Here is a 23,428-nt window from a genome sequence, read left to right on the forward strand (position 1 = left end):
TGCGGTCGTTTTTTTAGTGTTTTTAGAGAAAAGATATGGGTAAAAAATTATTAGTGATGGCAGGCGGAACAGGTGGACATGTTTTTCCTGCCATTGCCGTTGCACAAGAACTACAACAACACGGCTGGGAAATCCGTTGGTTAGGCACCAAAGATCGCATGGAAGCCCAACTCGTGCCAAAACACGGTATTCCCATTGAATTTATCCAAATTTCAGGTTTGCGTGGCAAAGGCATCAAGAGTTTATTATTCGCGCCTTTTGTGATTTTACGTGCGGTGTGTCAGGCGCGCCGAATCATCAAACAATATCAACCTAACGCCGTATTAGGCATGGGAGGGTATGTATCCGGACCGGGAGGCATTGCGGCAAAACTTTGTGGCGTGCCGGTAGTCTTACATGAACAAAATGCTATTGCGGGACTAACCAACCACTGGTTGTCAAAAATTGCAACTCGTGTATTACAGGCATTTCCAAATGCTTTTCCTGATGCTGAAGTCGTGGGCAATCCGGTGCGTCGTGATTTATTCCAAACAGCAACACCGGAAGTGCGTTTTGCAGAGCGTGATAAAACCTTGCGCATTTTAGTGGTAGGCGGTAGTCAAGGCGCGCGTGTGTTAAATCAAACCGTACCGCAAGTTGCCGCGAAATTAACGGCACAGGGTTATGATATTCATGTGCGTCATCAAGTGGGCAAAGGCAATTTAGCGGGGATTGAAGAGATTTATCGGGCAAACGGCAATGGTGCCGCAACGGAATTTATTGATGATATGGCTGAGGCCTATGCGTGGGCGGATTTAGTGATTTGCCGCTCAGGTGCGTTAACGGTATGTGAACTGGCAGCAGTAGGTACACCGGCAATTTTTGTGCCGTTTCAGCATAAAGATCGTCAGCAATTTCTGAATGCCAAATATTTGGCCGATGCAGGTGCTGCGCTGATTATTGAGCAGCCGGAATTTACCGAAGAACGTCTATTACAAGCATTAACGCCTTTGTTGGCAGAGCGTGAAAAATTACTCACCATGGCATTAAATGCCCAAAAAATGGCAACACCACTATCAGCCAAACGGGTTGCCGATGTGATCGAAGACGTAGCGAATTAAACGAAAAGTGCGGTCGTTTTTTCAAATGTTTTTTAACGGCCGAGTAAAAGGGAAAATATCAATGGACAATTATCATCAACAGATTAGAAACATCATTCCGGAAATGCGCCGTGTGAAACAAATTCATTTTATCGGTATTGGTGGCGCGGGAATGTGCGGTATCGCGGAAATTTTATTGAACGAAGGGTATTGCATTTCCGGCTCGGATATTGCTGAAAGCGCCGTGACTCAGCGTTTGACTAAAGCCGGTGCGAAGGTGTTTATTGGACATAGCGCAGAAAATATTATTGGCGCCAGCGTGGTGGTGATTTCTTCCGCGATTCATGGGGATAACCCGGAAGTGATGGCTGCCAAAAAAGCCCGCATTCCGGTAATCCAACGTGCCCAAATGTTGGCCGAATTAATGCGTTTTCGTCACGGGATCGCTGTTGCCGGTACCCATGGTAAAACGACCACTACGGCGATGGTGTCTATGATTTATGCTCAAGCCGGGTTGGATCCAACCTTTGTTAATGGCGGCTTGGTAAAGTCGGCGGGAACTAACGCTCATTTGGGCTGTAGTCGTTATTTAATCGCTGAAGCGGATGAAAGCGATGCTTCTTTCTTGCACTTGCAACCGATGATTTCTATTGTGACCAATATTGAGCCGGATCATATGGATACCTATCACGGTGATTTTGATGAAATGAAGCAAACCTATGTGAATTTCTTACATAATTTGCCATTTTATGGTTTGGCTGTGTTGTGTGCCGATGATGCCGATTTAATGGGTTTGGTGCCGCAAGTCGGGCGTCAGGTGATTACTTATGGTTTCAGCGAGAACGCTGATTATCGTATTGAAGATTATCAACAAACCGGTTTCCAAGGGCATTACACAGTGATTTGTCCGAATGGCGAACGCATTGATGTACTATTAAATGTGCCTGGACGCCATAATGCCTTAAATGCCACAGCAGCGTTAGTGGTGGCGAAAGAAGAAGGCATTAAAAACGAAGCGATTTTAGCCGCATTGGCGAATTTCCAAGGAGCAGGGCGTCGTTTCGATCAGTTAGGTCAATTTATCCGTCCGAACGGTAAAGTAATGTTGGTGGACGATTATGGTCACCATCCGACCGAGGTTGGTGTGACTATTCAGGCAGCACGCCAAGGTTGGGAAAATAAGCGCGTTGTGATGATTTTCCAACCACATCGTTATTCTCGTACTAGGGATTTATTTGATGATTTTGTGCAAGTGTTGTCACAAGTCGATGCCTTAATTATGTTGGATGTGTACCCGGCAGGTGAGTCGCCAATTGTAGGTGCGGACAGTAAGGCGTTGTGTCGTTCGATTCGTAATTTGGGCAAAGTGGATCCGATTTTGGTATCGGATACGGCACAATTAGGTGACGTGCTCGATCAAATTATTCAAGATGGCGATTTAATTTTGGCGCAAGGCGCCGGTAGCGTGAGTAAACTTTCACGCCAGTTAGTAGAACGTTGGATGAAAGAATAAGTAAGTGGATAACAAAATGAGTAAAACATTAAAGCAAGAAAAGATTGCCGTATTACTTGGCGGTACATCGGCAGAACGTGAGGTTTCGCTAAATTCCGGCAACGCAGTATTAGTGGCATTACGCAAACAAGGTTATGATGCCCATCCGATTGATCCAAAAATATTTCCGGTAGCGACATTAAAAGAACAAGGGTTTGATCGCGTATTTAATATTTTGCACGGTCGCGGCGGTGAAGATGGCACCATGCAAGGATTATTGGAGCAAATTGGGCTTCCATACACCGGTTGTGGTGTAATGGCGTCAGCGTTAACCATGGATAAAATGCGCACGAAAATGTTATGGAAAGCCTTTGGATTGCCGGTGGCTGAGATGGAAATTGTCACTACGGAAAATAGAATAAACTTAAACCCGGTGGCTGTGGTCAAAAAGCTAGGTTTGCCGTTGATGGTTAAACCTTCTTTGGAAGGTTCTAGTGTCGGTTTAACGAAAGTGAAAGCCGTTGAAGAGTTAGAAAGTGCGGTGGATTTTGCGCTTAAATTTGATCGCACCGTACTTATCGAAGAATGGCTTGCCGGTGATGAATTCACCGTCCCGGTGTTGGATGGCGAAGTGTTGCCTTCCATTAAAATCGTGCCGGAAGGCGAGTTCTATGATTATGATGCAAAATATATTTCCGATAATACACAATATTTTTGCCCGGCCGGCTTAACTGAAGCGCGTGAGCAGGAATTACGTCGTTTGGTGAAACAGGCCTATGATGTGGTCGGGTGTCGTGGTTGGAGCCGTATTGACGTGATGGCCGATGCCGAAGGGAAGTTCCGTTTAGTGGAAGTCAACACTAACCCGGGCATGACCAGTCACAGCTTATTCCCAAAATCTGCAGCAACCGTCGGCTATTCTTTTGAGCAACTGGTTGAGAAAATTTTAGAGTTGAGTGCGGAATGAATTTATTAAAACGCAAAGCAACACAAAATATAAGATATGGTGAGCCAAAATCAAAAGTTTTTGTGCAAATTAAATTATTACTTGTGCTATTATGCGTTGGCATATTGTTCTATTCTTATTCAAATTGGCAAAGTTTTCTAGAAAAATTAGATAGTAAGCCTATCAGTGCATTTGCTTTAGTTGGAACACCAAGTTTTACGACTGACGCGGATGTACGCGATGCTTTGTTGAAAATGGGCGATTTAAAAGGCTTTTTCGGACAGGATGCAGATATTATTCGTGAGCAAATTGAGACAATGCCTTGGGTAAAAGGCGCTGTTGTACGAAAAATGTGGCCGAATAAATTAAGCATTTGGGTAACGGAATATAAACCCGTTGCAATTTGGAATGAAAGTGATTTTCTCTCTGATGATGGCGTGGTTTTTCAACTGCCTATGAGTAAATTAAAAGAAACTCATCTACCCCGCTTAGCCGGCCCTGATTTCCAAAGTGAGAAAGTACTTGATGCGTGGAATAGAATTTATGCCGATTTAAAACAAAAAGGCTTGAATTTGAAAGCTGTTGCTATTGATGCGCGTGGTGCATGGCAAGTGGTATTGGATAATGATGTGGTATTGAAACTTGGGCGTGGTGACTGGAAAACTAAACTTGATCGTTTCGTCACTATTTATCCGCAGATTGAAATTCCTGAAAATAAGAAATTATCTTACGTCGATTTGCGTTATGCTTCCGGTGCTGCGGTAGGTATGGTGGATGTTAATTAAATATTAATAGTGAAGTTAAAAAATGTCTAAAATTGTGGAATCAAAGACTATTGTTGGATTAGAAGTTGGTACATCGAAAGTTGTTGCCGTGGTGGGGGAAGTCTTGCCTGATGGTGTGGTAAATGTGCTTGGTGTTGGCAGTTGCCCCTCGAAAGGTATTGATAAAGGGAGTATTACCGATTTAAATGCGGTGGTAACTTCTATGCAACGTGCGATTGAAGCTGCCGAATCGGTAGCTGATTGCCGTATTATGAGCGTAACCTTAGCCATTACGGGTGAGCATATTCAAAGTCTAAATGAAAATGGCTTTGTGCCGATTGCTGAAGGTGAGGTGACACAAGACGAAATTGATTCCGCTATTCATACAGCCAGCTCGGTGAAAATGCCGGAAGGCCTGTCTTTATTACATATCATTCCACAAGAATTTGCCGTTGATAAACAAATGAATATTAAAAACCCGCTTGGTTTGCAAGGGGTGCGTTTAAAAGCGCAAACCCATTTAATTGCCTGCCACCAAGATTGGCTAAACAATTTGAAAAAAGCGGTAGAACGTTGCAAATTAAAAGTAGATAAAATTGTATTTTCCGGTTTGGCTTCAAGTTATTCCGTATTGACCGAAGATGAAAAAGATTTAGGCGTATGCCTAATCGATTTTGGTGCCGGCACCATGGATATTATGGTGTATATTAACGGTGCATTGCGTTTTAGTAAGGTTATTCCTTATGCCGGCAATCGTGTTACCGATGATATTGCCTATGCTTGTGCTACCTCAAGAATGGAGGCGGAAAGCATTAAGGTTAATCATGGCAGTGCATTTAGCCCACCAAAACACCATGCCGATAAAAAAATTGAAGTGTCCAGTATCGGTGGGCGCGGTCCGCGTATATTAACCCGAGATCAGCTTTCAAAAGTGACCTCTGCACGCTATAAAGAATTATTAGGTTTGGTAAAAAATGAACTACTTTACTTAAAAGCGGACTTAGATTCTAAAAACATGAGATGTGAGCTTATTGCCGGCATTGTGATTACCGGTGGTGGTGCACAAATTGACGATTTAAGAGAATGTGCTGTCGAAGTATTTGGTGATTATGCTCAAGTGCGTATTGGGAGCCCATTAAATATTACCGGTCTAACGGATTATGTTAATAAACCGCAGTATGCAACAGTCATTGGATTATTACAATATGAACATAGTAATGAAGATGAAGGTCCAATAAATGAGGAACATTCCGGTAGCGGATTTTTAAGTGCTTGCGGTAACGTGATGAAAAAAATTTTTAATAAAGTGCGGTCGGAATTTTGAGAATTTTGATTTTTCATCTACAATATGAACAATTTGGGTTTTAATATATGCTGATAAAGTATCGGCATTGACGGAGAATAAGTATGTTTGAACCGGTAGATTATGATCTTGGTGAAATGAATGGAGCGTTGATTAAAGTCGTCGGCATCGGCGGTGGTGGCGGTAATGCGGTGAACCATATGGTTGCGACGATGGTTAAAGACAATATTGACGGCACCTTAGTAGATGAAACAATGATGAGTACCGATGAACACGGTAAAATCATTTTCTACGCCATTAATACCGATGCTCAAGCATTGCGTAAAAGCCAAGTTCAACAAACTGTTCAAATTGGTGCAAACACCACCAAAGGATTGGGTGCCGGTGCAAATCCAAATGTTGGTCGTAAAGCTGCTGAAGATGACCAAGATGCTATTCGTCAGATGTTGGAAGGCGCCGATATGGTATTCATTGCTGCCGGTATGGGTGGCGGTACAGGTACCGGGGCTGCGCCAATCGTTGCCCAAATCGCCAAAGAATTAGGCATTCTTACCGTTGCTGTAGTGACGAAGCCATTTGCATTTGAAGGTAAGAAGCGAATGATGTTTGCTGAAATGGGGATTAAAGAATTATCCAAACATGTGGATTCCCTCATTATTATTCCAAACGAGCAATTAGCGAAAGTAATGCCCAAAAATGCCACATTAATGCAGGCATTTTCTGCTGCAAATGATGTGTTGCGTAATTCTGTCACCGGTATTTCCGATATGATTACTTCTCCGGGACTGATTAATGTGGACTTTGCCGATGTGCGTACCGTTATGTCCGAAATGGGGCAAGCAATGATCGGTTTCGGTTCTGCTATAGGTTCTCCCGGCGAAGGCCGTGCAGAAGATGCTGCTAAAATTGCAGTGAAAAGTGATTTATTGGAGCGTGTAGATTTATCCGGTGCGAAAGGTGTATTAGTCAATATTACAGCCGGTATGGATTTAGGGCTAGCTGAATTCTATGCAGTAGGTGATACGATTAAAGCCTTTGCGTCTGAAGAGGCTACAGTGGTAATTGGTACAACCTTAATACCTGATATGGTAGATGAAATTCGTGTAACGATTGTTGCAACAGGTATCGGTGAGCCGGAAGCACCGGAAATTCAAATTTCACCACGTCCTCAAACAACACAAACAGCACAGCCGGGTCTTCAACCTATTAATACTTCTTTCGGTGGGTTGGGAACAAGAACAACAAGTTATGGTCATACTCCACAAGATGCAAGTAATTTATCTAACCATAACCAAGGCGCACAACCTGCGGAGAAACCGGTTCCTGCAAATGTCGATTCGCTGTTTAATGTGCGTGATTTTATGCGTAATAATGATAAATAGAGAGAATTATCTTGTTGTATAGCAATGAGTTAAGAGAACAATTATGATTAAGCAAAGAACCTTAAAACAAAGTATTAAAGTAACCGGTGTCGGTTTGCATAGTGGTAACAAAGTTACCTTGACTTTGCGTCCGGCAATGCCGAATACGGGTGTGGTTTATTGTCGTACTGATTTAAACCCGCCGGTAACATTCCCGGCTAATGCAAACTCGGTGCGTGATACCATGCTTTGTACTTGTTTAGTGAACGAAGAAGGTGTACGCATTTCAACTGTTGAGCATCTAAACGCGGCGTTAGCGGGTTTAGGTATTGACAATATTATTGTTGAAGTTGATGCGCCGGAAATTCCAATTATGGATGGTAGTGCAAGTCCGTTTATTTATTTATTACTTGATGCGGGCATTGAAGAGCAAAATGCATCGAAGAAATTTATTCGTATTAAACAAAAAGTACGCGTAGAAGATGGCGATAAATGGGCTGAGTTCTCTCCTTATAATGGTTTCCGTTTGAACTTTACCATTGATTTTAATCATCCGGCCATTAGTAAAGACGTGCGTAATTATGTGATGGATTTTTCTGCACAAGCCTTTGTACAGCAAATTAGTCGCGCCAGAACCTTTGGTTTTATGAAAGATATTGAATATCTTCAATCTCAAGGTTTGGCTTTAGGCGGTAGTTTGGATAATGCCATTGTGCTTGATGATTATCGTATTTTAAATGAAGACGGCTTGCGTTTTAAAGACGAATTAGTTCGTCACAAAATGTTAGACGCTATCGGTGATTTATATATGTGTGGTTATAACATCATCGGTGATTTCAAAGCCTACAAATCAGGGCATGGTTTAAACAACAAGCTGTTAAGAGCTGTGTTGGAAAATCAGGAGGCTTGGGAGTTCGTTACCTTTGATGACAAGCAACAAGTGCCACAAGGTTATGTTGCACCGGCCCAAGTTTTGATTTAAAAAATATTTTCCTAAAAGCTATATTTCAATGAAATATAGCTTTTTTTTATCCTTTAAAAGGTATTTTATTAGTGTGGCTTATAAAAAAGTGCGGTCAGAAATTAAAATGTTTTTGTTTGTCTTTTGATTTAATGAATACCGATAATCCATAACCTAACAGAGAAAACCAAATGAAAAAATTCTTCTTTCTATTTCTATTAAGCTTATCCAATGTGACTTTTGCAGCAAGTGATGTTATTGTTGATGCCGTTACTTGCAAGACATTTGAGGGGAAGGATTTAAAACTCATTTTTGTTCCGGAAAGTCAGTTGTTTAGTTTATCTCTTGATAATGCCGTAGTGGTTGAAACAACAATAGATAAGATTTACCTTCAACCCTATGCAACACAACGTACAATATATTTTCCTCCTAAGTCCGGTGATAATCGTTGGTTTCTGGTGAGGGAGGATGCTTCGGATAAAACAGGCTATATCAACGTTTCTTTGGATATTCGTCAAGATCAGAGTGGAAAATTGATTAAACGTTATCAATGTAAAAAAGAAACGATTTCGTCCATGTTGATGGAGTTTTCCGCAGAAGGTAGGGAAGTGCCTGAAAATATTGAGAGCTTAATGAATCAATAATGGGTTTAAAGTGCGGTTAAAAATAGCAACGTTTTTTTGTGTTCATTTAAGAATGAATGCGTAAATTTATGAGTCAATAGGAGTTTTAATTATGCAAAAAATATTCAAAGTATTGCCTTTGGTTCTTGCTACCTCAACAGCAATGGCCTACGAGCAAGATAAAACCTATCAATTTACAGTGCTGCATTCTAATGATACACATGGGCATTTCTGGCCAAATGATAAAGGCGAATATGGCTTTGCCGCACAAAAAACGTTAGTGGACAAAGTTAAAAAAGAGGTAGAAGCAAAAGGTGGTTCGGTAGTGCTTTTACATGCGGGCGATATTAATACCGGTGTGCCGGAATCTGATATGCAAAATGCCGAGCCGGATATTATGGCGATGAATGCGATTGGTTATGAGGCAATGGCGCTTGGTAATCACGAATTTGATGGCCCGTTGCAGATATTGGATATGCAGGAAAAATGGGCAAAATTCCCGTTCTTGTCTGCCAATGTTTTCTATAAGTCAACCGGCAAGCCATTGGTTAAACCTTACACCGTATTAGATAAGCAAGGATTGAAAATTGCTGTAGTCGGCTTAACCACGGAAGATACAGCCAAATTAGGTAACCCGGAATATCAAGGCAATATTCAATTTACCGATCCTACAACAACCGCAAGATCCACCTTAAAAGAAATTAATGAAACCGTTAAGCCGGATGTGCGTATCGCGTTAACTCACATGGGCTATTATTACGATGGTAAACATGGCTCCAATGCCCCAGGTGATGTCAGTCTTGCGCGTAATTTAGACAAAGGTGCATTTGATATGATTATCGGTGGCCATAGCCATGATCCTGTTTGTGTGGATGAAAAAGGCGTGTGGATTAAGGATCATAAACCTACAGATGCCTGCAAGCCTGATTTCCAGAATGGTATATGGATTATGCAAGCCTATGAGTGGGGTAAATATTTAGGCCGTGCTGATTTTGAGTTCAAGAACGGTGAATTAAAATTAGTGAATTACCAATTAATTCCGGTGAATTTAAAGCAAAAAGTGAAAAAAGCTGATGGTTCTACGGAATATGTGCTTTATGGTGAAGAAGTGGCTCAAGATCCGGAAATGGTGAAATTATTAAAACCTTACCAAGATAAAGGTGACAAGCTACTTAACGTCAAAGTGGGTGAATTGAAAGGTAAATTAGAGGGTGATCGTACAATCATTCGTTTTGAACAAACCAATTTAGGCCATTTCATTGCTGAAGCACAGCGCCAGCGGGCAAAAGCCGATGTCGGCATCATGAACTCCGGTGGGGTGCGTGATTCTATTCAACCGGGCGATGTGACCTATAAAGATATTTTGAAGGTTCATCCATTCGGTAATATCGTCAGTTATGCAGAATTAAGCGGCCAAGAATTACTGGATTACTTAAATGTGGTGGCGCTAAAAGAAGTCGATTCCGGCGCTTATGCACAATATGCCGGTATCAGCATGGTCGTAGATCGCCAAAATAAACGGGTAGAAAATGTGAAAATTCAAGGTAAACCGTTAGACTTGAAGAAAACCTACCGTTTATCCGTGCCAAGTTATAATGCTGCAGGTGGTGATGGCTATCCGTTGTTGACCAAAAATCCGACTTACGTCAACACCGGTTTTATTGACGCAGATGTGTTGAAGAAATTCTTTAGTGATAATTCACCGATTGACGCTACTAAATTTGAACCGAAAGACGCTGTAGTATTCAAATAAAGGAAAAGTTATGTCATTGGATTTAAGTGAAATTCGACAGCAAATTACCCAAATTGATCGCAGTTTGTTGAAGCTGCTTTCTGAACGTCATCGCCTAGCGTTTGATGTGGTGCGTAGTAAAGAAATTACACAGAAGCCGTTGCGTGATGCTGTGCGTGAAGAACAGCTGTTACAAGAGTTGGTGCAATTTGCCCAAAATGAGAATTATCAACTTGAACCGCAATACATTACGTCAATTTTCCAAAAAATCATTGAAGATTCTGTGTTGACGCAACAAGTTTATTTGCAGAAAAAACTGAATGAACAGCGTGAACAGAATATTCACATTGCATTTTTAGGCAAGCGCGGCTCTTATTCTCATTTGGCCGCGCGTAATTATGCGACCCGCTACCAAGAAGAATTGGTGGAAATGAGTTGCGCCAGTTTTGAACAAGTTTTTGCAAAAGTGCAAAGTGGCGAAGCCGATTATGGTGTTCTCCCGTTGGAAAACACCACATCCGGCGCCATTAACGAAGTTTATGACTTGTTGCAGCATACCGATTTGTTTCTAGTAGGGGAATTGGCTTACCCTATTCAACACTGCGTTTTGGTGAATGATCAGGATGATTTAAGTAAAATTGATACGCTATATAGTCATCCACAAGTGATACAGCAATGTAGTCAATTTATTCATGGTTTAGAACGCGTGCATATTGAATATTGTGAAAGTAGCTCTCACGCCATGCAATTGGTTGCCGGGTTGAATAAACCGAATATTGCCGCATTGGGCAATGAAGATGGCGGCAAGTTATATGGTTTGAAAGTGCTGAAGCGTAATATTGCTAATCAAGAAAACAATATCACCCGTTTTATTGTAATTGCGAAAGAACCGCATAATGTTTCTCCGCAAATTCATGCAAAAACGCTGTTGTTAATGAGTACGGGGCAACAGGCCGGATCCTTGGTGGATGCGTTGTTGGTGTTTAAAAAACACAATATCAACATGACAAAATTAGAGTCCCGTCCGATTTATGGCAAGCCTTGGGAAGAAATGTTTTATTTGGAAATCGAAGCCAATATTCATCATCCTGATACACAGGCAGCGTTGGACGAGTTACAACAATTCAGCAACTACCTGAAAATTTTAGGTTGTTATCCTAGTGAAATTGTGAAACCAACTAAAATTTCAGCATAATTTAAGCCAAAACAAACGAGGCATTACCCTATGGATAATGCCTCGTTTTTTCTTTTTATAGAAATTAGAAACCGGCTTGTTGTTCCAACTGTTCCACTAACTGATCATCCAAGCCAAGGGCTTTGGCGAGCTCCGATAAGAAAATGATTTCTTTGCGGGATAACTGTTGGCAAACTAAGCGGGCTGCCAAATACACGTTTGCCGCAAGTGCGGTGTCATTTCCAACTGTTTTTGCAATTTCGGCAACACTAATCGGATGTTCTATTTCTTGAGAAAGCCATTGGGTTAATTCAGAATCGCCACTTTCTTTTAAAATTAATGCTTTTTCATCCTCGCTAATTTCACCATCAGAAGCGGCTGCCGCAATCATTGTGCGTAAAATAATCGCACTTGCGTCACCATTATCGGCGGCATTTAACACATCAAATTCATTTTTGGTAATTTCCGGTTGGGCGGTTTGTTGGCTTTTTTGATAGTTTTGGTAGGCCTGGTAAGCCATATTACCTAAAATTGCCAAGGAACCTAATTTAGTTAAACTGGCACCGCCGGAACGGCCTAGGATCATAGATAAAATCCCGGTGAGCGCTGCGCCGCCACCGACTTTAGTAATCGTATCCACAGTAGAATTTCCGGTTTCTAAACGACCGGCGGATTTTTTCGCAAGATCGACCACTTGATTAAATAGATTGTTGAAGTCCATAAAGTTTCCTTATGTTAGTGAGTAAATATTCTGTTTATAGACAAATGAAGAACAAAAAAATTCCCGAAATTATTTATAGGCACATTTATATATTCCTTGGGGGCATTGGTATAGCCACCACAAAAAAACGTTGTCAAAAACCACCGCACTTTTCTTCTTTCCTGCTCTTGAAATTTCACCTTCCGCACTTATATCCATAACGTTTTCAATTTATTCAACATAAGTAGGAAGAATATGAGTACAAATCAAGAAACCCGTGGCTTCCAATCGGAAGTCAAACAACTTCTCCAATTAATGATTCATTCTTTATATTCCAATAAAGAAATTTTCTTGCGTGAGCTGATTTCAAATGCCTCCGATGCGGCGGATAAATTGCGTTTCAAAGCCCTTTCCAACCCTGCCTTATATGAAGGTGACGGCGAATTACGCGTGCGTGTCAGTTTGGATACGGATAAAGGCACGCTTACCATCAGCGATAACGGAATTGGAATGACCCGTGAACAAGTTATTGAACATTTGGGCACAATTGCCAAATCCGGAACAAAAGAATTTTTGACCGCACTTGGGCAAGATCAAGCGAAAGACAGTCAGCTTATCGGTCAATTTGGTGTGGGTTTCTATTCGGCGTTTATCGTTGCTGATAAAGTGACGGTGAAAACCCGTGCGGCAGGTGAGGCAACGGATAAAGGCGTGCTTTGGGAATCTGCCGGGGAAGGCGAGTATTCAGTAGCGGATATTGAGAAAAAATCCCGTGGCACTGACGTGATTTTACATTTACGTGAGGACGAAAAAGAATTCTTAAACGAATGGCGTTTGCGTGAAATTATCGGTAAATATTCCGATCATATTGGTTTGCCGGTGGAAATGCTTACCAAAGAATATGATGACGAAGGTAAAGAAATCGGTCAAAAATGGGAAAAAATCAATAAATCGGATGCCCTTTGGACACGGTCTAAAAACGACATTTCCGATGAGGAATACAAAGAGTTTTATAAACATTTAAGCCATGATTTTGCGGATCCGTTATTGTGGGCGCACAACAAAGTGGAAGGCAATCAGGAATATACCAGCCTGCTTTATGTTCCGTCCAAAGCGCCTTGGGATTTGTTTAATCGTGAGCATAAGCACGGTTTGAAGCTCTATGTGCAACGCGTGTTTATCATGGATGACGCAGAACAATTCATGCCGAATTATCTGCGTTTTATGCGCGGCTTAATTGATAGCAATGACTTGCCGTTAAATGTATCCCGTGAAATTTTGCAGGACAACAAAACCACGGCAGCGTTACGTAAAGCTTTAACCAAACGTTCATTGCAAATGTTAGAGAAATTGGCGAAAGAGGATGCCGATAAATATCAGCAGTTCTGGAAAGAATTCGGCTTAGTGCTTAAAGAAGGCCCAGCAGAAGATTTTGGCAATAAAGAAACCATTGCGAAATTATTGCGTTTTGCCTCTACACACAACGACAGCAGTGAACAAACCGTGTCATTAGAAGACTATGTTGCTCGCATGAAAGAAGGGCAAAAAGCCATTTATTACATTACGGCAGACAGCTATGTGGCGGCCAAAAACAGCCCGCACTTGGAATTATTCAATAAAAAAGGCATTGAAGTCTTATTGCTTTCCGATCGTATTGACGAATGGATGTTAAGCTACTTAACGGAATTTGATGGCAAATCACTTCAAACTATCACGAAAGCCGATTTGGATTTAGGCGATTTGGCGGATAAAGAAGAAAACGAAGCGCAAAAAGAACAAGACAAAGCCTTTGATAGTTTTATTGAGCGCGTAAAAACCTTGCTGGGCGAACGCGTGAAAGAAGTGCGTTTAACTCACCGCTTAACAGACACGCCAGCAGTGGTTTCCACCGGTAATGACCAAATGACCACGCAAATGGCAAAACTTTTTGCCGCCGCAGGTCAACCCGTACCGGAAGTGAAATACACGTTTGAATTAAATCCGGAACATCACTTGGTGAAAAAGGTGGCTGACATTGCCGATGAAGCGGAATTTGCCGATTGGGTAGAATTGTTGCTAGAGCAAGCCATGCTTGCAGAGCGCGGTTCGTTAGAAAATCCGGCGGCGTTTATTAAGCGCATCAATAAGTTATTGGGTTAATCTATTTGTGATTGATTAATGTAATGGTTAAAATCCTCAGTCTGAATAAGATTGAGGATTTTTTATTTTTTTGAGGTGAAAATATGATTACCGTTTACGGCATTAAAAACTGTGACACCGTGAAGAAAGCGTTGAAATGGCTTGCTGATCACAACATCGAACATAAACTCCATGATTATCGAGTGGACGGTCTAGATACCGCTTTTTTACAGCAAGCCGAAGCACAATTCGGTTGGGAAAACTTGGTCAATAAACGTAGCACAACGTGGCGTAATCTTGATGAAAATGTGAAAAATACACTCTCAAAATCCACCGCACTTTTGGTATTAGCTGAAAATCCAACGTTAATCAAACGCCCGATTATTTTGCAAGATGGTAAGGCATTGATTGGCTTCAACGAAAAAGAATATATTGCAGCATTTAAGTAGTATTAAAGTAGGAAAATTTATTTTTACTTGTTTATCTACTAATTAGAACTAGTAATTTTGATTAAAAAATGAAATATAAAAATGAATAATGAACAACAAAGTGAACAGCAAAAAGCTATACGACGTTTTTTTATTGGGAGTTTTTTTATTGCATTATTATGTGCAGTCATTATTTCTGAATTTGTTGGAGACGCATTTTTTCTTTCTTTTCTTATTTCATTTATACCTGGGGTGATGACAACACTTATCTTTTTTGTTACTCGGGAAAAAGCAAGTCGCTATTATGGGCGGTATTTATTGGTGGCATTTTTTATGCCTTTTTTAATCCCTATTATCGTCGGATTATCTTTGCATTTTGTTGATTTAAACTGGGATAGCACTATTGATACAATTATAGGTACTTATTTTTTATTAGGTCTTCCTTGTACTATTTTGGGGATAGTTCAATTGGTGCTGGCAGTAGTATGTTTACCAGAAATGCATAAGTAAATAGTCATCTTTTAACCTTGCCTTTCGCACTTAATAAGAATAAGATTCATTACAGTATTGTTACAATCTCAATCATTGATGTGATAAATGTTTCATGTAGCTTGGTTGTTTGGAATATTGAATATGCTTGGATTTTGTAATCCATTCCCGTTAATTAAAGAAACAAAGGATTGCTTATGAATAACAAATCTTATTTTGCCCTCCTTCCTCTTCCGTTCTTTTTATCCAATGCGTTTGCGGAAGAACCTCAATCTACCACCTCACTTGCCCCAATTGTTGTGACCGGTGTGTCGCAAAAGAGTGCGAATACGGTAAAACTTAACCCTAAAACGACGCTTCAACCTTTGCCGGCAGGTGATGGGGCAGATTTATTGCAATCAGTCGCGAATATGAGTGTGATTCGTAAAGGCGGGAGTTCCGGTGACCCCTTATTTCGGGGATTGGGCGGCTCCCGTTTGAGTATTCAGGCAGATGACCAATTTATTCACGGCGGTTGTAGCAACCGAATGGATCCTCCAACAGCGTATATTTTCCCATCGGCTTATGATGAAGTGGTGGTGACCAAAGGGCCGCAAACGGTGACACAAGGGACAGGGTTGGTGGCCGGTGCGGTGCGTTTTGTGCGGAAAGAACCTGAATTTGATACGCAAAACACGTATTTAAACGGCAGCCTAACCCTTGGTGGGAATAAACGTCGTGATGCTTATTTTGATGCGATGGCCGGTGGCAAATATGGTTATTTACGTACCAGTGTGTCACATAATGAAGCAGGCAATTACAAAGATGGCGACGGTAATCGCATTCATTCTTCTTTTGAACGCCGTAACCAAATGTTACAACTTGGCCTCACTCCGACAGAAAATACATTGCTGACAGGAACCTATGAGCGTAGCCGTGGTGAGGCGGCTTATGCGGATCGTATGATGGACGGTAGCAAATTTGACCGCGATGCATGGAATGTTCGTTTTGTGCAACGTAATATTGCGCCATGGTTTACTGAGCTTGAGTTGCGCTACGGTCAAAGCAAGATCGATCATGTGATGGATACTTATAGCCTGCGCTATTTACGTATGATGGGAAATCAAGTCAAAAAAGCAATGAATCCAAAACGTGAAACAGACACAGGACACCTAAAAGCGACCTTTGATTGGTCGGATATTAACTTGCAAACCGGCATTGATTATATGCGCGACAAACACCTTGCTCGTATGGAAATGCGCGGTGAAGGCTATACGCATAAACCTTATCAGCCGCAACAAAACTTCACCCAATGGGGCGGATTTGCAGAAGGGGCGTGGACGGTAAATGATAGCCGTAAGTTCATAGCAGGTTATCGTTATGATGAAGTGAAGGCGGAATACGATACCTTAATGGCAAATCATCCGAATAAAAAACGCACCTATGATTTACACGCGGGTTTCTTCCGTTGGGAAGAAGAAATCAATGGCATTAAATATTATGCCGGTCTAGGCGTTGCCGAGCGTGCGCCGGATTATTGGGAGCGCCGAGTAAGCCAAGTGTTGAATAAAGAACAGAACCGTCAAATTGATACGGGACTGATTTGGAAAAATGATGCTTTTGATCTTTCCCTCTCGCTTTTTGGCAGTGATGTACATAATTTTATTATGTTAGAAAGCATAAATAACAATGCGACAGCCCGCAATGTGAAAGCTACTCGTTTAGGCGGTGAGGTTGAAGGTAAATGGAAATTTGCCGAACACTGGGAAATCGGCAGTAGCCTAGCTTACACTTACGGTAAAAACCGTACCGATGATCGCCCGCTGGCTCAAACGCCTCCGTTAGAATGGAAAAACTCATTAACTTGGGATAACGACACCTTGAGCGCAGGTTTGTTATGGCGCGTGGTTTCTGCCCAAAAACGTTATGCCGAAGGGCAAGGTAATATTGTCGGGCAAGATATTGGTCCATCAGCGGGATTTGGCACATTGTCCTTAAACGCAGGATGGAAGATTAACAAATATGTGACCTTACAGGGCGGTATTGATAATCTCTTTGATAAATCCTATGCCGAATTCGTCAGCAAAGGCGCCGATCCTTCTGCCGGAGTGCAAACCACACGGGTGAATGAACCGGGCCGCCAATATTGGATGCGGCTACAAGTGCAATTTTGATGTTGCAAAAATAACAAAATGGATAGCCAAGCTATCCATTTTTTGTTCAATAAGATTTAAATAAAAAAGAAATTTTGTTAAATTACACCGCACTTTTACTTATTTTGCCAATTTCCTCAATGCTATGAAACACCATATTATTCAATTATCTCAATCGCTTATCTGCCGTCCTTCCATCAGTCCGAATGACGAAGGCTGTCAGCAACTCATTGCCGAACGTTTAGAAAAATTAGGCTTTCAAATTGAATGGATGCCTTTTAACGACACCTTAAATTTATGGGCAAAGCATGGTTCTGGTGAGCCAGTGATTGCCTTTGCAGGGCATACGGATGTGGTGCCAACAGGGGATGAAAGCCAATGGACTTATCCGCCGTTTTCTGCCGAGATTGTCGATGGCATGCTTTACGGACGTGGTGCCGCCGATATGAAGGGCTCATTAGCTGCGATGATCGTGGCGGCGGAAGCGTATGTGAAAGCCAATCCAAACCACGACGGTACGATTGCCTTATTAATTACCTCCGATGAGGAGGCTGAAGCGAAAGACGGCACGGTACGTGTGGTAGAAACCTTAATGGCGCGCGGTGAGAAAATCACGTATTGCATGGTGGGCGAGCCGTCTAGTTCAAAAACATTAGGTGATGTGGTCAAAAATGGTCGTCGTGGTTCCATTACTGGTAACTTGTATATTCAAGGTATTCAAGGTCATGTGGCATATCCGCATTTGGCGGAAAATCCGATTCACAAAGCGGCTCCCTTCCTACAAGAACTGACAACCTATCAATGGGACAGCGGCAATGAATTTTTCCCGCCGACCAGTTTGCAAATTGCCAATATTCATGCCGGTACGGGCAGCAATAACGTGATTCCGGGCGAGCTTTACGTGCAATTTAATTTGCGTTATTGCACGGAAGTTACCGATGAAATCATCAAGCAAAAAGTCGCTGAAATGCTGGAAAAGCATGGATTGAAATACCGCATTGAGTGGAATCTTTCCGGCAAACCGTTTTTAACCAAACCGGGTAAATTATTAGATGCATTAACCGCAGCTATCGAGCAAACTACAGGCATTACACCACAAGCGGAAACCGGTGGCGGCACCTCTGATGGGCGCTTTATTGCGTTGATGGGCGCTGAAGTGGTGGAGTTTGGGCCGCTTAATGCGACCATTCATAAAGTCAACGAGTGTGTGAGCGTAGATGATCTCGCCAAGTGCGGTCAGATTTATCATCAAATGTTAGTCAATTTATTGGATAAATAAGATGAAATTAACCCCTGACATGTTGACCGGCAAATCTCGGGAACATTTAGTGAATTTGCCGACACCTCATTCTCCTCATCATTTTTTGCAGGTGCAGGCAATGAACGCCTTTCAAGGACTGCAACAAAGTGCGGTCAAAAATGGCTTTAATTTACAACCGGCCAGCAGCTTTCGGGATTTTGCGCGCCAACAACTTATTTGGAACGGCAAATTTAACGGTGAACGCAAAGTGCACGATGATGCAGGCAATGCGTTAGATTTGACCCAATTGGACGATTGGCAAAAAGCGCAAGCTATTTTACGTTGGTCGGCGCTACCGGGAGGTAGCCGCCATCATTGGGGCACGGAAATTGACATTTTCGATCCTGATCTTTTGCCGGAAGGTCAATCCTTACAGCTTGAGCCTTGGGAATATGAACAAGGCGGTTATTTCTTCGAACTGAGTGAATTTCTCATTGAAAACCTACCGCACTTTGATTTCGCATTGCCGTTTATGCACCAACCCGAAGGTAAAAAAATTGGGCGGGAGCCTTGGCATATCAGCTATATGCCGTTGGCTGAACAAGCGGCAAAAGCATTTACGCCGGAGGTGTTGTTGAAGGCGTGGGAAAAGGAAGAAATTGCGGGGAAAAGCGTGTTAACGGCGAATTTGCCGGTTATTTTTGAGCAATTTTTTATTTAATATTAGTTTTCTTTTAGCAAAAGTGCGGTCAAAAAATAAATAAATTTTTGACCGCACTTTACTTTCTTTCTGATCTATTCTTGGCTTTCTGTCGCCACCATTTTTTTCTTCGGTGGTATTGGCGCAAAATAGCCAACTACTAGTAATAGCAAGCCTACGACAATAAACGAGACAATTCTTGCCACGCCACCACTATTGCCCAATTCAACCAAGAACAATTTAATGACAACCAGTGAAATCAATGCGGCACCGCTAATCCAAATAGGTTGTCGCCCTGATTTATTGCCTTTTATCATCAATACGATAGCACATAATGTCCAAATCACCGACAAGGTCGCCTGCAAACCGAAGGAAGCTAATAAGGTAACAAGTTTCCATTCGATGCCGGCGTAATGATGCCATACGCGCATAACGATAACACTGACCATAAATAACCCGATGACAGCCATTGCCGATAGGACGTAGTTTTTATATTGCGCAGGCGTATATAACTTTTGCCAATTCCACAACAAATAAATTGTCGCCAATGAGGCAAGTTCCAGTGGGTTGAGTATCGGTAAGTATGGCAATGATGTGCTTGTGCCATCGGAGATGATATTGCCGAAGATCAACCAACCGAAAAGGAATAATAATGTCGGCAAAATGCCTTGTTGCAAATAAATGGATTCTAAGTTTCGTTGTATCAAGAAATTTCGACTGCGCATCAAAATGCCGAGTACGATTAATGGTACCAGTGCAAGAGACAGCATGAACCAAGCATCGGTGAGTTCTTTAAACTCTGCCCATGTTATGCAGAATAGGGTGAAAGCAATAATGAAAACGTTTAATCCGATCATGTGCCAGTAGGTTTTCATTTTCTCCTGTAACACTTGGAACGTATTGCGTAACTGCCACAAAATCAGATAGTGCAAACCGCAGGCGGTCACTAAAATCAGCAACCAGTCATAAATATTTTTCTGGGTTACTGAGCTTTCTAAAACATAATCAAAACCAATGGAAACCAATGTAAAAAGAGGCAAATAGGCGAGTTGTATTTTATTGACCTGTTGCCATTGGGTGATTTGGACAAAAAGAGGTAAAAGGGCAAACAGGATGACAATATTGCGCGTGATGATGAGTGCTTCATCAAGGAATGTCACATTCATTAATGCACCGAATAAAAGGTAACACCCGGCGAGTACATCGATTAATCCGAAGAACGATGCTGTATTTGCAAAATCAGTGTGACGATATTTGGGGTTTGCAATACTCCAGCCTACGAGCCATGAAATGAGCCCTAATAAAGCGAGTAATAAGGTTTCTATATGTGACTCTAAAACAAGGAATCTGAGAGGAATAAACGAAATAAACAGAATAACCGAGGTTAAAACCGTCAATAAACGATTGAACCAACGCCATTGGATTAAGGCACAAATAACCGCTAAAGCAGCCGTTAATATCACGGCAGTAAGTTGACTTAGGTAATCCAAATCATGCAGCACGGACGGCTTAAATGCCAATGCAAGCAAGCTGATGGCAAAGATCGTGCCAACCATTATTTTTTCCCAAAATGCAGATACTTGACTTCGATAACGTTGCCAAGCTGTAGAAATCGCAAAACCTAATACAATCACTGAAAAACTATTGGTTAGATTTTCACTGAAGAATACATGGGTTAAGAGACTAATCGGAATAAAAAATGAGAGCGCAGTTAAACGCGCAACAGGTGATTTTTGGTAAATACTGAAAGCATAAATCAATGCTGCTTCAAGACCCCATAAGGTGAATGTTTTCGATTGCTCGGTAAAGATATCACTGAGACCAATGGTAAAGAACACTAAACTTAAGGCAAACATGGCGTGAGCAACAATGTGCAATTTTACGTTACGATGAATAACAACGCCGAAGATTCCATAGAACAAGGCAAAACCTAAAGCGGAGTAGAGAATGCCGTCAGCGAAGTTATATGTAATCGCATATTGCATTGCAAAGGCACTGACAGCACTACCGACGAGTAGCCCGCTATCTAGTACGCCTATGAGTTTTACACCGCTTAACCAGTTCTGAACCAATTGCGCTAAGGTCGCGTTATTATATTGTTCCGATAATTCGTTGGATGTAGCAGATTGTAAGGTCGCAAAATGCCATACGATAAAAGTATAAAGGGTTAGGTAATATGCAAGGAATAACTGGCAAACAAGATAAAGTTCTGGTTTGTAGTGTTGGACACCCCAACCTGTTATCAGAATGGTAGAACCTACGAATCCAATTAAATTCAAGGAACGCCAAGATTTAAACCAAGCTACCACGGCAATGCTGGTATTCAATAGTGCCAAATAACTAAACAGAACCAAATAGTTACCGCTACCGTCAGAAAGCAGCACCGGTGATGCCAAGCCGCCGATTAATGCGACTTGCGCCAGAATACGGGCGTTTTGCAATAGCGCCAGTGCGACCATGACGGCGACTAAGATGACTTGAAATAGGAAAACTAACCAAACAGGGAAGAGTTGGTGTAATTTAAAGGTAGCTAGTGAGGTGAGATAAAGCACCCCAATGCCAAGCCCTTGCAATGTCAAACCGTATTCACGACGGGTATTGCGTAACCGCCAGCCGATGAGACTACAAATCACGCCGGTGATTGCAACACTGGCATAGCGGGCTTCAATAGAAAATGAGATATGTTCTGAGGCAAAACGCAATAAGAAACTTAAGCCTAGGAATAGAATTACCGCGCCGACTTTAAGGATCGGATTGCCTTTGAGGAACCATTGTAGAATTGGATTTGGTTGGCGAACATCCTGTACTTTATCGGTAAACGGATCATAAGATTGAGCTGCAGGAGTTTCTTGAAGTTCAATCGTTGTAGCAACGTCGGTAGTTTCCGTTGTGTCTGTTGCCAACAATGTTTCAACAGCCTCAACAGATGATGCTTCTAGGCTAGTGAGCAGTTCAGTGGTTTCACTTGTAGTCGGTTGTGCTACCGGAACATCTTCTACTTGAGGTGTCGCTACTACAGATGTAGGACGATTGGCTAATTCGTTTATTTGTGATTTAAGGAGTTGAATTTCACTTTCTTGCGCCTTAGCTTTTGATTCTAACCGGTAGAGTCGTAAATCGATCTTATTTTTTGAATGTGTCAGTATGATAAAAATAATCACCGCTAGAACAACGAGCAGTAATATTAACTCTTCCATAGGTTCCTCTTTGCTTCTTTAGGAATTGTAGGCTGTGTTATAGCGTAAATTACTTTGAAAAACAATGGGATTTTTATTAAAAACAAGCAAAAAGTGCGGTGGCTTTTCAAGATGTTTTTCACTCGAAAAGTTAAGCTGAAAAGCCACCGCACTTTTTTCATTTCAGTCTTTTTTATTGGAATATTTGCATAAGGCATGACCGTTATTTCGTACACTTTTGTGACCTACTTCAAAAATCCGGAAATTTTACAAAGAATTACATTTTTTTTTGGTGCGAATGAAAGTATCCTAATCGCCAGCTATTATTTATGGAGATAAAGATGTATCAGTTTCAACAGTTTACTCAACAAGATATTGAGATTGTAAAGGATGAAACGGTCTATCGCGGTTTTTTTAAGCTAAATAAGGTGCAATTCAAACATAAACTTTTTGCCGGCGGCTGGAGTGGTGTGGTCATCCGTGAGCTGTTGATCAAAGGTGCAGCATCTGCCGTGGTTGCTTATGATCCGGTATTGGATAATGTGGTCTTGGTGGAGCAGGTACGTATCGGCGCTTATGATCCGACATTGAAGCAATCACCATGGTTACTGGAATTGATCGCGGGCATGGTAGAAGAAGGTGAAACGCCGGAATCTGTCGCGTTAAGAGAAAGTGAAGAAGAAGCCGGTGCGAAAATCACCAATATGCAACATTGCTTAAGCGTTTGGGATAGTCCGGGAGGCGTACTTGAGCGCATTCACTTGTTTGTCGGTAAAGTGGACAGTTCCCAAGTGGGTGGTTTGCATGGTTTAGCTGAAGAAAATGAAGATATTCGAGTTCATGTCGTAAGTCGGGAAACCGCGTATCAATGGCTTTGCGAAGGTAGGATTGATAATGGCGTTGCAGTAATGGGATTACAATGGCTGGAGTTAAATTACCTAAAATTAAAAGCTCAGTGGTTGTAAACAGGCGACATAGGTAATTTAGACTAAGTTTAATATTAGGAAGTA

At 41.7% G+C, this 23,428-nt stretch carries 19 protein-coding genes; 17 read left to right on the plus strand and 2 right to left on the minus strand.

What is annotated here, in order from left to right:
* Positions 1–35 precede the first annotated feature (35 nt).
* From murG to DK428_RS07505, 10 genes are all read left to right on the plus strand, one after another.
* The gene (murG, locus tag DK428_RS07460) at positions 36–1,100 is read left to right on the plus strand and encodes an undecaprenyldiphospho-muramoylpentapeptide beta-N-acetylglucosaminyltransferase (RefSeq protein WP_109063472.1); all 1,065 of its coding nucleotides are present in this window, start codon (positions 36–38) and stop codon (positions 1,098–1,100) included.
* A gap of 61 nt (positions 1,101–1,161) precedes the next feature.
* A complete protein-coding gene (gene murC / locus DK428_RS07465; RefSeq protein ID WP_109063473.1) occupies positions 1,162–2,592 on the plus strand; it encodes a UDP-N-acetylmuramate--L-alanine ligase in 1,431 nt (476 codons plus the stop codon).
* A 16-nt stretch (positions 2,593–2,608) separates the two neighbouring features.
* Positions 2,609–3,538, plus strand: a complete 930-nt coding sequence (locus tag DK428_RS07470; protein WP_109063474.1) for a D-alanine--D-alanine ligase — start codon at positions 2,609–2,611, stop codon at positions 3,536–3,538.
* Positions 3,535–4,302 carry a cell division protein FtsQ/DivIB gene (locus DK428_RS07475; protein WP_109063475.1) on the plus strand — a complete coding sequence of 256 codons (768 nt, stop codon included), beginning with the start codon at positions 3,535–3,537 and terminating at the stop codon, positions 4,300–4,302. Before DK428_RS07470 ends, DK428_RS07475 begins: the two co-directional genes overlap by 4 nt.
* A gap of 22 nt (positions 4,303–4,324) precedes the next feature.
* Positions 4,325–5,605: a cell division protein FtsA gene (gene ftsA / locus DK428_RS07480; protein ID WP_109063476.1), complete on the plus strand. Its 1,281-nt coding sequence runs from the start codon at positions 4,325–4,327 to the stop codon at positions 5,603–5,605.
* Between the two features lie 83 nt (positions 5,606–5,688).
* Positions 5,689–6,966 (plus strand): cell division protein FtsZ, encoded by a 1,278-nt coding sequence (gene ftsZ, locus DK428_RS07485; protein ID WP_109063477.1) that lies wholly within the window; start codon positions 5,689–5,691, stop codon positions 6,964–6,966.
* Between the two features lie 43 nt (positions 6,967–7,009).
* On the plus strand, positions 7,010–7,927 hold the full coding sequence (gene lpxC, locus DK428_RS07490; protein ID WP_109063478.1) for a UDP-3-O-acyl-N-acetylglucosamine deacetylase: 918 nt from the start codon (positions 7,010–7,012) through the stop codon (positions 7,925–7,927).
* A 170-nt stretch (positions 7,928–8,097) separates the two neighbouring features.
* Positions 8,098–8,550, plus strand: a complete 453-nt coding sequence (locus tag DK428_RS07495) for a hypothetical protein (protein WP_109063479.1) — start codon at positions 8,098–8,100, stop codon at positions 8,548–8,550.
* A 91-nt stretch (positions 8,551–8,641) separates the two neighbouring features.
* A complete protein-coding gene (ushA, locus tag DK428_RS07500) occupies positions 8,642–10,282 on the plus strand; it encodes a bifunctional UDP-sugar hydrolase/5'-nucleotidase UshA (protein ID WP_109063480.1) in 1,641 nt (546 codons plus the stop codon).
* Between the two features lie 10 nt (positions 10,283–10,292).
* Complete coding sequence (locus tag DK428_RS07505) at positions 10,293–11,456, plus strand: chorismate mutase (RefSeq protein ID WP_005704235.1); 1,164 nt, start codon at positions 10,293–10,295, stop codon at positions 11,454–11,456.
* Between the two features lie 64 nt (positions 11,457–11,520).
* Here the strand turns inward: DK428_RS07505 and DK428_RS07510 are convergent, their stop codons facing one another.
* Complete coding sequence (locus DK428_RS07510; protein WP_109063482.1) at positions 11,521–12,156, minus strand: tellurite resistance TerB family protein; 636 nt, start codon at positions 12,154–12,156, stop codon at positions 11,521–11,523.
* A 234-nt stretch (positions 12,157–12,390) separates the two neighbouring features.
* On the opposite strand from DK428_RS07510, the gene htpG reads away from it, so the two are divergent.
* The 6 genes from htpG to DK428_RS07540 all read left to right on the plus strand — a co-directional run bounded on the left by htpG (position 12,391) and on the right by DK428_RS07540 (position 19,263).
* Complete coding sequence (gene htpG / locus DK428_RS07515; protein WP_162616572.1) at positions 12,391–14,274, plus strand: molecular chaperone HtpG; 1,884 nt, start codon at positions 12,391–12,393, stop codon at positions 14,272–14,274.
* Positions 14,275–14,357: 83 nt separating this feature from the next.
* The gene (locus DK428_RS07520; RefSeq protein ID WP_109063484.1) at positions 14,358–14,702 is read left to right on the plus strand and encodes an ArsC family reductase; all 345 of its coding nucleotides are present in this window, start codon (positions 14,358–14,360) and stop codon (positions 14,700–14,702) included.
* Between the two features lie 81 nt (positions 14,703–14,783).
* On the plus strand, positions 14,784–15,191 hold the full coding sequence (locus DK428_RS07525) for a hypothetical protein (protein ID WP_109063485.1): 408 nt from the start codon (positions 14,784–14,786) through the stop codon (positions 15,189–15,191).
* 176 nt (positions 15,192–15,367) lie between these two features.
* Complete coding sequence (locus DK428_RS07530) at positions 15,368–17,323, plus strand: TonB-dependent copper receptor (RefSeq protein ID WP_109063486.1); 1,956 nt, start codon at positions 15,368–15,370, stop codon at positions 17,321–17,323.
* Between the two features lie 124 nt (positions 17,324–17,447).
* A complete protein-coding gene (gene dapE, locus DK428_RS07535) occupies positions 17,448–18,581 on the plus strand; it encodes a succinyl-diaminopimelate desuccinylase (protein ID WP_109063487.1) in 1,134 nt (377 codons plus the stop codon).
* 1 nt (position 18,582) lies between these two features.
* On the plus strand, positions 18,583–19,263 hold the full coding sequence (locus tag DK428_RS07540; RefSeq protein WP_109063488.1) for a M15 family metallopeptidase: 681 nt from the start codon (positions 18,583–18,585) through the stop codon (positions 19,261–19,263).
* Between the two features lie 74 nt (positions 19,264–19,337).
* Here DK428_RS07540 and DK428_RS07545 read toward each other — a convergent pair whose 3' ends face one another.
* Entirely contained in the window at positions 19,338–22,439 is a 3,102-nt protein-coding gene (locus DK428_RS07545; protein WP_109063489.1) for a DUF2339 domain-containing protein, read from the minus strand.
* 320 nt (positions 22,440–22,759) lie between these two features.
* On the opposite strand from DK428_RS07545, the gene nudF reads away from it, so the two are divergent.
* Positions 22,760–23,383: an ADP-ribose diphosphatase gene (gene nudF, locus DK428_RS07550; protein ID WP_109063490.1), complete on the plus strand. Its 624-nt coding sequence runs from the start codon at positions 22,760–22,762 to the stop codon at positions 23,381–23,383.
* Positions 23,384–23,428: the final 45 nt, after the last annotated feature.

Source organism: Aggregatibacter kilianii (assembly GCF_003130255.1).
Lineage (GTDB): Bacteria > Pseudomonadota > Gammaproteobacteria > Enterobacterales > Pasteurellaceae > Aggregatibacter > Aggregatibacter kilianii.

Excerpts from the sequence above, each read along its gene's own strand:
- dapE (WP_109063487.1), top strand. The coding sequence starts at position 17,448 with ATGAAACACCATATTATTCAATTATCTCAATCGCTTATCTGCCGTCCT.
- ushA (WP_109063480.1), top strand. The coding sequence starts at position 8,642 with ATGCAAAAAATATTCAAAGTATTGCCTTTGGTTCTTGCTACCTCAACA.
- DK428_RS07510 (WP_109063482.1), bottom strand. The coding sequence starts at position 12,156 with ATGGACTTCAACAATCTATTTAATCAAGTGGTCGATCTTGCGAAAAAA.
- ftsA (WP_109063476.1), top strand. The coding sequence starts at position 4,325 with ATGTCTAAAATTGTGGAATCAAAGACTATTGTTGGATTAGAAGTTGGT.
- DK428_RS07470 (WP_109063474.1), top strand. The coding sequence starts at position 2,609 with ATGAGTAAAACATTAAAGCAAGAAAAGATTGCCGTATTACTTGGCGGT.
- murC (WP_109063473.1), top strand. The coding sequence starts at position 1,162 with ATGGACAATTATCATCAACAGATTAGAAACATCATTCCGGAAATGCGC.
- DK428_RS07475 (WP_109063475.1), top strand. The coding sequence starts at position 3,535 with ATGAATTTATTAAAACGCAAAGCAACACAAAATATAAGATATGGTGAG.
- ftsZ (WP_109063477.1), top strand. The coding sequence starts at position 5,689 with ATGTTTGAACCGGTAGATTATGATCTTGGTGAAATGAATGGAGCGTTG.
- DK428_RS07545 (WP_109063489.1), bottom strand. The coding sequence starts at position 22,439 with ATGGAAGAGTTAATATTACTGCTCGTTGTTCTAGCGGTGATTATTTTT.
- DK428_RS07530 (WP_109063486.1), top strand. The coding sequence starts at position 15,368 with ATGAATAACAAATCTTATTTTGCCCTCCTTCCTCTTCCGTTCTTTTTA.
- nudF (WP_109063490.1), top strand. The coding sequence starts at position 22,760 with ATGTATCAGTTTCAACAGTTTACTCAACAAGATATTGAGATTGTAAAG.
- htpG (WP_162616572.1), top strand. The coding sequence starts at position 12,391 with ATGAGTACAAATCAAGAAACCCGTGGCTTCCAATCGGAAGTCAAACAA.
- DK428_RS07540 (WP_109063488.1), top strand. The coding sequence starts at position 18,583 with ATGAAATTAACCCCTGACATGTTGACCGGCAAATCTCGGGAACATTTA.
- DK428_RS07495 (WP_109063479.1), top strand. The coding sequence starts at position 8,098 with ATGAAAAAATTCTTCTTTCTATTTCTATTAAGCTTATCCAATGTGACT.
- DK428_RS07525 (WP_109063485.1), top strand. The coding sequence starts at position 14,784 with ATGAATAATGAACAACAAAGTGAACAGCAAAAAGCTATACGACGTTTT.
- lpxC (WP_109063478.1), top strand. The coding sequence starts at position 7,010 with ATGATTAAGCAAAGAACCTTAAAACAAAGTATTAAAGTAACCGGTGTC.
- murG (WP_109063472.1), top strand. The coding sequence starts at position 36 with ATGGGTAAAAAATTATTAGTGATGGCAGGCGGAACAGGTGGACATGTT.
- DK428_RS07505 (WP_005704235.1), top strand. The coding sequence starts at position 10,293 with ATGTCATTGGATTTAAGTGAAATTCGACAGCAAATTACCCAAATTGAT.
- DK428_RS07520 (WP_109063484.1), top strand. The coding sequence starts at position 14,358 with ATGATTACCGTTTACGGCATTAAAAACTGTGACACCGTGAAGAAAGCG.